Below are 10,430 nucleotides of genomic sequence, written 5' to 3' on the forward strand. Positions count from 1 at the left end.
AGACGCCGCGCGCGTCGCGCGCTGGTTCGACGAGCCGCGCGTGCGCGACGGCTGGCCGGCCGCACAGCCCGGCGCGCACGGTACGGCGCCGGACGCCGATCCGCACGTGACGCCGCTCGTCGGCTGCTTCGACGGCGAGCCGTTCGCGTATTTCGAGGCGATCTGGCTGAAGGAGGACGCGCTCGCGCCGCACGTCGCCGCGCGCGACTACGACCGCGCGCTGCGGATGCTGGTCGGCGACGCGCGCTGGCGCGGCCCGCACTGCATCGCGGGCTGGCTGCCGTCCGTCGTCCATTACCTGTTTCTCGACGACCCGCGTACCGAAGCGGTCGGCTGTGCCGTTCCGGCCGGCCACGCGCGGGTCGCCGACATCCTCGCGCGGCACGGCTTCGCGCGGCAGCGCCGTCTCGCGCTCGCCGACGCGCAGCCGCTGTGGATGCGCACGCAGCGCGAGGCGTTCTTTTCCGGCCGTCACATCTGACGCGCCGGATTCACCGACAAGGGAGCTGAGAGACATGCAGAGAGAAACCGTATTCGACCTGATCGGCGTCGGCTTCGGGCCGTCGAATCTGGCGCTGGCCGTGCGCCTCGCCGAACGCAGCGGCGCGCGGCCGCTCGCGCATTGCTTCGTCGAGCGTCAGCCCGAGTTCGGCTGGCATCGCGGGATGCTGCTCGACGACTGCCGGATGCAGATCTCGTTTCTGAAGGATCTCGTCACGCTGCGCGATCCGAAAAGCCGCTACACGTTCATCAACTACCTGTTCGAGCGCGGCCGGCTGAACGAATTCGTGAACCTGAAGAACTTCTATCCGACCCGCGTCGAATTCCACGACTATCTGAGCTGGGTCGCCGACGCATTCGACGACCGCGTGCATTACGGCGAGACGGTCACCGCGATCGAGCCGGTGCACGGCGACGGCGCGCGGATCGACACGCTGCGCGTGCGGTCGCACGATGCGGCCGGCCGCGAGCGCGAGCGCGTGACGCGCGCGCTGTCGGTCGGCATTGGCGGCGCGCCGGCGATTCCGGAAACGTTCGCGGCGCTCGGCAGCGAGCGCGTGATTCATTCGTCGTCGTATCTGGCCGACATCGGCCGGCTCGTCGCGTCGCCCGACGGCGAGCGCCGCCGCGTCGCGGTGATCGGCGCGGGGCAGAGCGCGGCCGAAGTGTTCGTCGATCTCGCGCGCCGCTTCCCGCACGTCGACGCGAGCCTCGTGATGCGCGCCGGCGCGCTGAAACCGGCCGACGACAGCCCGTTCGTCAACGAGATCTTCAGCCCGGCGTTCACCGACGTCGTGTATGCGCAGCCGCAGGACGCGCGCCGCGCGTTGCTCGAGCGCTATCGCGACACGAACTACGCGGTGGTCGACCGGCCGCTGATCGAGCAGATCTACGAAATGCTGTACCTGCAGCGCGTCGGCGGCACGCCGCGCCATGCGCTGCTCGCGAACAGCGCGATCGAGGCCGCGGTGCGCAGCGCCGACGGCCGCATCGAGCTCACGCTGCGCGACGGGATGACCGGCGATACGCGCGTCGAGCGCTTCGACGCGCTCGTGCTCGCGACCGGCTATCGACGCGACACGCATTCGACGCTGCTCGCGGGACTCGAACCGCATCTGGGCGATGCGCTCGCGCGCGGCGACGTCGCGCGCGACTACCGGCTCGCGACGCCCGCGCATTTCGCGCCGCGCATCTATCTGCAAGGCTGCTGCGAAGACAGCCACGGCCTGTCCGACACGCTGCTGTCGGTACTGGCGCGCCGCGCGGACGAAATCTGCGCGTCGCTCGAAGAAGGCATCGCGCCGGCGCACGACGACGGCACGGCGCGCGGCCTGCACGAAAAACGACAGGAAAACGGGGCGGGCGCGGGCCGGATGGCCTTCGCCCTTTGACAAAGGCGCGGTCGGAGACCGCATGACAAGTGGAGCAGAGCAACATGGAGTGGGCAACAGGCACGCGTTTGCGTGCGATCGCAGCCGCGGCGAGCGTGGCGTTCGGGGCGGCGGCCGGGCAGGCCATCGCGCAGACCGCGCCGGCCGCCAACGCGGGCGCAGCGGTGTCGGCCGGCAGTGCGCAGAACGGCGCGTCGAGTGTGGCGCCGAACGGCACGCCGAACGGCACGCCGAATGGCTCGCCGAACGGCACGCTGCCGGCGATCACCGTGAACGCGGCCTCGGAAGGGGACGGGACGGTCGGACTCGTCGCGAAGCGCAGCCGGACCGGCACGAAGACCAATACGCCGATCGACGAGATCCCGCAGACGATCAACGTCGTCACCGCGCAGCAGATCGAAATGACCGGCGCGACCGACGTGAACTCGGCGCTGCGCTACGTGCCGGGTTTTTCGTCGTACGGCACGGATAACCGTTCCGACTGGTACGCGGCGCTGCGCGGCTTCACGCCCACTGCATACGTCAACGGGCTGCAGGTGCCGAACACGATCAACCTCGCGAGCTGGCGCGTCGATCCGTACATGATCGACAGCATCAGCGTGCTGCGCGGGCCGACGTCGGTGCTGTACGGCGCGGGCGATCCGGGCGCGATCGTCGACGTGCGCACGAAGCTCGCCGACGGCGAGCGCGTGCGCGAAGCGGGCGTGCAGATCGGCGACTACGCGCGCAAGCAGGTGATGATCGACGTCGGCGACAAGCTCGATCCGGACGGCAAGTACGCGTACCGGTTCGTCGGCGTCGCGCGCGACGGCAACGCGCTGATCGGCCCGAACAACGATCAGCGCGTGTCGCTCGCGCCATCGTTCCGCTGGCGCCCGAACGCGGACACGTCGCTGACGCTGTCCGCAACCTATCTGCAGGACTGGGGCGACATCTCGTCGAACTTCCTGCCCGCGGCAGGCACGGTACTGCCGAATCCGAACGGGCAGATCACGAAGGACATCTACGAGGGCGACGGCAACTTCAACTACTACCGCAAGAAGCAGTGGTCGCTCGGCTATCAGTTCGAGCACAACCTGAACTCGATGTGGACGTTCCGGCAGAACACGCGGTGGATGCATCTGTCGCTCGACAACGGATCGGTGTTCGCGAACGGCTTCGTCGGCGAAGACATGGCCGACGTGTCGCGCTGGGCCGGCGTGTTCCAGATGAACTACAGCCGCTTCGACATCGACAACAACCTCGAGGGCCGCTTCGCGACGGGCCCGCTCGAGCACACGCTGCTGCTCGGCTTCCAGTACAACCGGCAGACCGCGACCGACAGCGAATGGCTCGCCGCGGCGCCGCCGCTGAACCTGTACAACCCGGTCTATCTGCCGGTCACGACGAGCGTGTTCTCGGATCCGGATTCGACGTTCCGCACGAACACGTATACGACGCTGAATACGTTCGGCCTGTACGCGCAGGACCAGATCAAGTGGAACCGCTGGACGCTGACGCTCGGCGGTCGCGAGGACTGGGTCAACATGCGGCAGGACGATCGCGCGGCCGGCACGTCGACGAAGGCGGACGTCACGGCGTTCACCGGCCGCGTCGGTCTCACGTACCAGGGCGATTACGGGCTGTCGCCTTACGTCAGCTACGCGACGTCGTTCAATCCGCTGATCGGCGTGAATCTCGTCGGCGGCGGGCTGCCGCTGCCGACGCGCGGCAAGCAGATCGAAGCCGGCCTGCGCTGGCAGCCGCCCGGCAAGAACCTGATGCTGAACGCGGCGATCTACCAGATCAACCAGACCAACGTGCTCACGTCGGCGTTGCCGAGCCAGGATCCGACCGGCACGAAGTCCGTGCAGACCGGCGAAGTGCGCTCGCGCGGCATCGAGCTGAGCGCGACCGGCAAGGTCACGCCGAACCTGTCGGTGATCGCGGCGTACGTGTATCAGGACGTGAAGAACGTGAAGGCGAACGACGTGTCGCTGAACAACTGGCCGGTCGACATTCCGCGGCCGCGCCAGATGGCGTCGCTGTGGGCCGACTGGACATGGCACACGGGGCCGCTCGCGGGCTTCGGCCTCGGCGGCGGCGTGCGCTACCAGAGCGCGTCGGCCGGCGCGGCCGACAACTCGCTGACGGTGTCGAGCTACACGCTGTTCGACGCCGGCGTGCATTACGACATGCGCAACTGGCGCTTTGCGGTGAATGCGACGAACCTGTTCAACCGCCACTACATCAGCGGTTGCCAGTCGGCGAACGTCTGCATCTTCGGGACCGACCGCACGGTGATCGCGACCGCGAAATACAACTGGTGACGATGCGCGCCGCGGCCCGTCGGCCGCGGCGCGTTCGTCCGCTCTACACGACGCATCCATGCCGAAGAAAAATCTCGTCTACATCCAGTCGCTGCGCAACGGCGCGGCCGATCGCGCGGGCCAGCCGGTCGCGTACAAGAACGGCTCGCGCTACATGAAGGCGCCGCTCGAGTTTCTCGTCGAGCGGCTGAACGATTCGCCGCTCGGCGAGCGCTACACGCTCGTGGGCGTGATCGTCGACGACGACGAAGGCTCGCCCGCCGATCGCGCGAAGCTCGCCGACTACGGGTTCGCGCGCACGCCCGGCCGCCCGTGGATCCTGCCCGACGGGCTGACCGTGCAGGGCCGGCCGGTCGACGAGCTGTTCTGTTCGATTCCGTCGACGTACCGGCGGCTGCCGCGCGATGCGCGCGAGCGCGCGACCGGCAAGCAGGCGTTCGAGCGCAGGCTGCTCGAACGCCTGCTCGAACTCGAAGCGGACATCGTCGTGCTCGACGGGCTGCTCGTGATCCTCGACGAACTCGTGCGGCCGGGCGCGCGCTTTCACCGGCGCATCGCGAACATCCATCCGGGAATCACGGCCGACGGTTCGCCGTATCAGCGGCGCGGCGCATGGGCGACGCTCGATGCGCTGCACGGCGCGCGCGGCGAGCGGGTCGACTGGGCGACCGGCGCGACGTCGCGCGTCGAACCGGTGACGATGACCGGCGCGTCGTTCCACTACGTCGACAACGGCATCGATTCCGGCGAGGTGATCTTCGACGTGCTCGACACGCCGATCGCGCCGGACGACACGATCCTCGAACTGCGCTGGAACAACTTCCAGCGCAGCCTGTTTCCGGCGCTCGAGCGAGGGCTCCACATCCTCGCCGATCGCCACGACGCGGGAGCACTGTAATGGAACACACGCTGACGAAACCCGGCGACGATGCGCCGGCCGTCGCACGCGACGCGTCCGTCGCGGCGCAGGCCGCCGCCCCCGCGCATCCGGCGCCCGCCGCCGAACGCATGCTCGATGCGTGGCGGCCGGACGATCCGCCGCACGCGCTGCTCGACGCGTTCGTCGCGCTGTTCAATACCGATACGCGGCACGACACGGCGACGGTGTCGGTGCCGCTCGGCGGCGCCGATGCCGCGGCGGTCGAATCGTACGTCGCGCGTGCGGTGCGCGAAGGTGTGATCGACGGCGCCGAGGCGGTGGACGGGCGGCTGCGGCTGAGCGCGTCGCGCACGACGTTCTGGCAGAACCCGCGGCCGTGGCTGAAGGCGCCGGCATCGGGCGGGATGCCGCTGCGCTACACGATCACGAACGGCCATCGGCATCCGGTGCGCCCGCCGACGCCGGCCGGCGAGATCTATGCGCGCTACATGCCGCAGGTCGGCATGACGTTCAGCCTGCGCACCGTCGACGTCGACGTGCACGCGGATCTCTTCAGCGGCTGGATGAATCTCGATCGCGTCGCGCATTTCTGGGATCAGCGCGGCACGCGCGACGAGCATGCGGCCTATCTCGCCGAACGGCTCGCGGATCCGCACATGCATCCGATGATCGGCTATTTCGACGACACGCCGTTCGGCTATTTCGAGTTCTACTGGGCGAAGGAGGATCGCCTCGCGCCGTTCTACGACGCGCACGACTACGATCGCGGGCTGCACCTGCTGATCGGCGATTCGCGGTTCCAGAGCGCCGGCAAGCTGCACGCATGGTGGAGCGGCGTGCTGCACTACATGTTCGTCGACGAACCGCGCACGCAGCGGCTCGTCGGCGAGCCGCGCGTCGATCACGTGCGGCATATCGCGTACATGCACCGGCTCGGGTTCTACACGCTGAAGGAGTTCGATTTCCCGCACAAGCGCGCGGCGCTGACGGTGATCGAGCGCGATACGTTCTTCGATACGTTCCGGCTGCCGTGACGGGGAAGCGGCGCCGTGCGGCGGCGTGCGTGAAGGGCGACGCGCGGGTGGGCCGAGCGGCGCTGCGTCGAGGCCGCGCGTCAGATCGCCGGAGAAACTGGACCGGTGAGGAATTCGTCGCGGAACGCGTCGAGGTACGGGTGCGCATCGTCGACCAATTCTCCCGGCACCAGCGCGAACGCGCGCGCGAGCAGATCCCGGCCGAGCGTCGCGTAAGTCGCGTGGTCGGACAGCAGTGCGCGAACGGCATCGTACGTCGGCGGCGACGCGATCCGTTTAGCATCGCGCGCGAGCAGCGCGGCCGCCGCCAGTTCCGGCTGGAATTCGTGCGTCTGGAGCAAATCGGGCGCGGCGTCCCAGACGCGCTCGCGGTTGCCGGCGTCGTGGAAATGCGTGAGCAGGAACAGTAGATCGTACGCATCGTTGTTTTGCCGCGCGCGGCGGTCCTTCCATGCGAGCAGCTTTAGCAACGCGAGCGCCGGCAGACTCGCGACTGGTACCACGGTGCCGCCGCCGATTGCGACGGGCAGCGCCGTATCGACGGCTTCCTGGAAGCCGAGCACGTTCAGCACGAATTCGCCGCGCGGCGGCCACGCAATTTCGCCGGGCGGCGCCTCGAGCGGCCCGAACGGCACGAGGTCGAGCTCGGTGCGCCAGCCGGCGCCGCCGCTGTCGAACAGCAGCTTCTGCTGCTGCTTCGGCGCGCGCGCAAAGCGTCCGGTCGCGACCAGCGCGTCGACGAGCCCTGCGTGAAACGGCCAGCTCACTGCGCACACCGCGACGTCGACGTCGCGCGTCGCGCGCACCGGACGAATGCCGTACACATGCCACATCAAAATGTCGCGCGCGGTCGCGCCGGCGACGACGAAAGCCGCATCGACGCGCGCACACGCAGTGCCGACCGCCTGCAGCAACGCGAGCGCCGCCGGCTCGAGCGGCCGGTGCGGATCGACTTCAAGCGGGCGGGTGCGCGAGATAGCGTTCATGGATCCGCTCCGCGGCGGCAAGGTTGCGGCTGTCGCCGGACGACACGAGGTCGGCGTAGATGAGCAGCGGCGGTACGACCGGTGCATGTGCGTCGCGCCAGCCGGCTGCCGCGGCCGCCGGCCAGAACGCATTGAGGATCTCGACGTCGCCGCGCGGGTCCGGCCGCAGGCGCGCGCTGAGCAGCAGCCGGTTCGCGACGGCGCCGTGCGTATAGACCGTGACGGCGGCCGGCTTCAGGTCGTGCGTGAGCCAGTCGGCCGCCGGCTCGCCGCCGAGCCGCGCATCGAACGCGGCGAAATCGAAGCCGCGCCACCAGTCGGGTGCGACGGCCGAGAAGCGCCGCGCCGGCAGTTTCGCCCGCAGGCGGCTCGGGTACAGCGCGACCCATTCCTGCACGAAGCGCGGCCAATCGGGCAGCATGCGCTCGCCGTTGCGGCGCTGCGCGACGAGGCCGCGCGCGAGCAGGTCTTCCATCGCGAGATTGACGGTGCCGAGCGCGACGCCCGACGCGGCCGCGATCGCACGATACGGCTGTGCGGCGAGGCCTGGCAGCGTCGCGAGCGCGAACATCACGCGCAGGCCCTTCGGCGTCGTCGCCCGCGACGCCTGCACGCGTGGCGCGCGCGCCGGTTTCGGCCGGCCGGCGATCATCACGGCGGCTTCCGGCCGGTTCAGGAACGCGTTGCCGGCCGTGTCGAGAAACGGGATGTCCTGATCGATCAGCGCAGCAATCAGTTCAGCGGACAGATACGGCGCGATTAGCATCGGTGGTTGCGCGCCGCGCGGCGCGGCGCCGCCGTGGCGATGCAGTGCGGCGAACGCGTCAGCCGGAGATTCCGCGCGAAGGCTGACGACGGCCGGCATCTCGAACGTGTGCGCGCCGACGTCGAAGCGGATCAGCGCGTTTGCATGGCCGCGCGCCGCAGCGGGCACGCGTCCGGGCCGCGCTCGAAAGCGCCGCGTCGCGCGTTCGAAAGCGACGCAGGCCGCGTCGAGTACTTGCTGCTCGGACGTCGAAAGGAGGGCGTTTGCGGGCATCTCCGGCGGTCCTGTGTTCACTTTTCGTGCAGCGTACACAAAAAATGTACAGCCGTCAAAAAATGAACAAATCTTCGTAAATTATTGATGTGTTGGCGATTGGCGCAGATTTGGCGACGGCCGCAATGCGTCGCGCCGCTGCGCTCGCACGCCGAACGGCCACGTTCCGGCGCAGCGCCGTAACGATCAGCCGCCGAACAGCGTCCCGCTGAACAGCGCGACAACCGCATCCGGATTCGACGGCCAGTACATGTGCATGTACGTCGCGACGATCGCGCCGTGGCGATAGACCGCTTCGCCGCTGCCCGGCGCGCCGTCCGCGCGCATCGCGCAGGCGACCGGCTCGAGCGGCGTCGCGAGCCGCGAATAGTGGAACGTATGGCCGCGCAGCGGCCCGGCGCGCGTGTCGAGGTGCTGCATCCCGAGCGCCGCGAACCGCCGCAGCATCGTCGCGCGGCCCGGCAGCAGCGCGAGCATCGGCGTCGTCGCGCCGTCGGCGTCGGTCAGCGACTCGCACAGATACACCATCCCGCCGCATTCGGCGACGATCGGCCGGCCGGCGGCCGCATGCGCCCGAATCGTCCGCGCAGCCGTCGCGTTCGCGGCGAGCGTCGCCGCATGCAGTTCCGGATAACCGCCCGGCAGGAACAGCGCATCGCAATCGTCGGGCACCGGCTCGTCGGCGAGCGGCGAAAAGACGCGCACCTGCGCGCCGAGTGCGTCGAGCAGTGCGAGATTGGCCGGATAGATGAACGAGAACGCGGCGTCGCGCGCGACCGCGATCCGTGTACCGTCGAGCGCGCGCGGCAGCGGCGCGCGCGGCTCCGGTTCCGCGAACGCGACGGCGGGCGGCAATTCGGCGAGCGCGGTGCACGCGAGCGCGTCGGCCGCACGGTCGAGCCGCGCGTCGAGATCGGCGATGTCGCCGGGCTGATGCAGGCCCAGATGCCGTTCGGGCAGCGCGATGCCCGCATCGGCCGGCACGTGCCCGAGCCAGCGCAGATCGTCGGGCAGCGCCTGCTGCAGCAGCTGCGCATGCCGCGGCGAGCCGACGCGATTCGCGAGCACGCCGTGAAACGGCAGCCCGGGCCGGAAGCGCGCGAGCCCGAACGCGATCGCCGCGAAGGTCTGCGCCATCGCTTTCGCGGAAATCACCGCCACGACCGGCACGCCGAACGCGGCCGCGAGATCGGCGCTGCTCGGCGTGCCGTCGAACAGCCCCATCACGCCTTCGATCAGGATCAGATCCGCGTCGCGCGCCGCGTCCGCGAGCAGCGCGCGGCAGCCGGCTTCGCCGACCATCCCGAGATCGAGCGCATGCACCGGCGCGCCGCTCGCGCGTTCGAGCAGCATCGGATCGAGAAAATCCGGCCCGGTCTTGAACACGCGCACGCGACGGCCGAGCCGGCGGTGCAGCCGCGCGAGCCCGGCCGTCACCGACGTCTTGCCCTGGCCGGACGCGGGCGCGCCGACGAACAGCGCGGGGCAGGCCGGCATCGCCTAGAACTCCACGCCGGGCTGCGCCTTCACGCCCTGTTCCTTGTACGGATGCTTGACGAGGCGCATCTCGGTGACGAGATCGGCCGCGTCGATCAGTGCGTCGGGCGCGTGCCGCCCGGTGACGACGACGTGCACCGAAGCCGGCCGCGCGACGAGCGTCGCGAGCACTTCGTCGAGCGGCAGGTATTCGTACTTCAGCACCGTGTTCAGCTCGTCGAGGATCACCATCCGGTATTCGCCGCTGTCGATCATCCGGCGTGCCGCGTCCCAGCCTTTGCGCGCAGTCGCGATGTCGGCGTCGCGGTTCTGCGTGTTCCACGTATAGCCGTCGCCCATCGTCACGAAATCGCATTGCGCGACCGAGCCGAGGAAGTCGCGCTCGGACGTATGCAGCGCGCCCTTGATGAACTGCACGACGCCGAGCCGCATGCCATGGCCGAGCACGCGCACGGCCATCCCGAACGCGGCCGTGCTCTTGCCCTTGCCGTTGCCGGTATGGACGATCAGCAGTCCCTTTTCGTTGACGGCGGCAGCCTGTTTTTTCTCGTGGCCGGCGCGGCGGCGTTCGGCCATCCGCTGATGGGATTCGGCATCGGTCTTCATCGGGAGTCGTCCTGTCGAAAATGTCGGAAGCGAAACAAACGGTTCAAAGCGGGCCCGCGAGCGCGACCGTCACGCCGTCGTGCACGGATCGCGGGCCGAGCAGGCGGCCTTGCGGCGCCGCGAGCTGCGCGCAGGGCTCGGCCACGCCGGCGACGCCGAAGCGCGCGAGCGCGGCCGCCGACGGCCC

General features: G+C 69.5%; 10 protein-coding genes. 5 read left to right on the forward strand and 5 right to left on the reverse strand.

Going from position 1 to position 10,430, the window contains the following annotated elements; translation table 11 throughout:
* The 5 genes from BUB20358_RS27075 to BUB20358_RS27095 form a co-directional block, all read left to right on the forward strand.
* Window positions 1-481, forward strand: a 481-nt coding sequence (locus tag BUB20358_RS27075; protein ID WP_174905156.1) for a GNAT family N-acetyltransferase, incomplete at its 5' end; no start/stop codon positions are given.
* A 34-nt stretch (window positions 482-515) separates the two neighbouring features.
* The gene (locus BUB20358_RS27080; RefSeq protein ID WP_035972401.1) at window positions 516-1,892 is read left to right on the forward strand and encodes a lysine N(6)-hydroxylase/L-ornithine N(5)-oxygenase family protein; all 1,377 of its coding nucleotides are present in this window, start codon (window positions 516-518) and stop codon (window positions 1,890-1,892) included.
* 44 nt (window positions 1,893-1,936) lie between these two features.
* On the forward strand, window positions 1,937-4,201 hold the full coding sequence (locus BUB20358_RS27085; RefSeq protein WP_035972400.1) for a TonB-dependent siderophore receptor: 2,265 nt from the start codon (window positions 1,937-1,939) through the stop codon (window positions 4,199-4,201).
* A 58-nt stretch (window positions 4,202-4,259) separates the two neighbouring features.
* Window positions 4,260-5,099 (forward strand): formyltransferase family protein, encoded by an 840-nt coding sequence (locus BUB20358_RS27090; protein ID WP_035972398.1) that lies wholly within the window; start codon window positions 4,260-4,262, stop codon window positions 5,097-5,099.
* On the forward strand, window positions 5,099-6,115 hold the full coding sequence (locus tag BUB20358_RS27095) for a GNAT family N-acetyltransferase (RefSeq protein ID WP_035972397.1): 1,017 nt from the start codon (window positions 5,099-5,101) through the stop codon (window positions 6,113-6,115). Before BUB20358_RS27090 ends, BUB20358_RS27095 begins: the two co-directional genes overlap by 1 nt.
* Before the next feature lie 80 nt (window positions 6,116-6,195).
* Here the strand turns inward: BUB20358_RS27095 and BUB20358_RS27100 are convergent, their stop codons facing one another.
* The 5 genes from BUB20358_RS27100 to BUB20358_RS27120 form a co-directional block, all read right to left on the reverse strand.
* Window positions 6,196-7,101 (reverse strand): nucleotidyl transferase AbiEii/AbiGii toxin family protein, encoded by a 906-nt coding sequence (locus tag BUB20358_RS27100; protein WP_035972396.1) that lies wholly within the window; start codon window positions 7,099-7,101, stop codon window positions 6,196-6,198.
* Window positions 7,070-8,140, reverse strand: coding sequence for a type IV toxin-antitoxin system AbiEi family antitoxin (locus tag BUB20358_RS27105; RefSeq protein WP_035972395.1), 1,071 nt, complete (start codon window positions 8,138-8,140; stop codon window positions 7,070-7,072). The genes BUB20358_RS27100 and BUB20358_RS27105 overlap by 32 nt, the downstream gene beginning before the upstream one ends.
* 186 nt (window positions 8,141-8,326) lie before the next feature.
* Window positions 8,327-9,637 (reverse strand): cobyrinic acid a,c-diamide synthase CobB, encoded by a 1,311-nt coding sequence (locus tag BUB20358_RS27110; RefSeq protein ID WP_035972394.1) that lies wholly within the window; start codon window positions 9,635-9,637, stop codon window positions 8,327-8,329.
* Window positions 9,638-9,640: 3 nt separating this feature from the next.
* The gene (gene cobO, locus BUB20358_RS27115) at window positions 9,641-10,243 is read right to left on the reverse strand and encodes a cob(I)yrinic acid a,c-diamide adenosyltransferase (RefSeq protein ID WP_006764333.1); all 603 of its coding nucleotides are present in this window, start codon (window positions 10,241-10,243) and stop codon (window positions 9,641-9,643) included.
* A 43-nt stretch (window positions 10,244-10,286) separates the two neighbouring features.
* Window positions 10,287-10,430: cobalamin biosynthesis protein (locus tag BUB20358_RS27120; RefSeq protein ID WP_174905157.1), on the reverse strand; the 144-nt coding region annotated here is incomplete at its 5' end.

It is taken from the genome of Burkholderia dolosa (assembly GCF_902499135.1).
Taxonomy (GTDB): domain Bacteria; phylum Pseudomonadota; class Gammaproteobacteria; order Burkholderiales; family Burkholderiaceae; genus Burkholderia; species Burkholderia dolosa.

Excerpts from the sequence above, each read along its gene's own strand:
- BUB20358_RS27080 (WP_035972401.1), top strand. The coding sequence starts at position 516 with ATGCAGAGAGAAACCGTATTCGACCTGATCGGCGTCGGCTTCGGGCCG.
- BUB20358_RS27085 (WP_035972400.1), top strand. The coding sequence starts at position 1,937 with ATGGAGTGGGCAACAGGCACGCGTTTGCGTGCGATCGCAGCCGCGGCG.
- BUB20358_RS27090 (WP_035972398.1), top strand. The coding sequence starts at position 4,260 with ATGCCGAAGAAAAATCTCGTCTACATCCAGTCGCTGCGCAACGGCGCG.
- BUB20358_RS27095 (WP_035972397.1), top strand. The coding sequence starts at position 5,099 with ATGGAACACACGCTGACGAAACCCGGCGACGATGCGCCGGCCGTCGCA.
- BUB20358_RS27100 (WP_035972396.1), bottom strand. The coding sequence starts at position 7,101 with ATGAACGCTATCTCGCGCACCCGCCCGCTTGAAGTCGATCCGCACCGG.
- BUB20358_RS27105 (WP_035972395.1), bottom strand. The coding sequence starts at position 8,140 with ATGCCCGCAAACGCCCTCCTTTCGACGTCCGAGCAGCAAGTACTCGAC.
- BUB20358_RS27110 (WP_035972394.1), bottom strand. The coding sequence starts at position 9,637 with ATGCCGGCCTGCCCCGCGCTGTTCGTCGGCGCGCCCGCGTCCGGCCAG.
- cobO (WP_006764333.1), bottom strand. The coding sequence starts at position 10,243 with ATGAAGACCGATGCCGAATCCCATCAGCGGATGGCCGAACGCCGCCGC.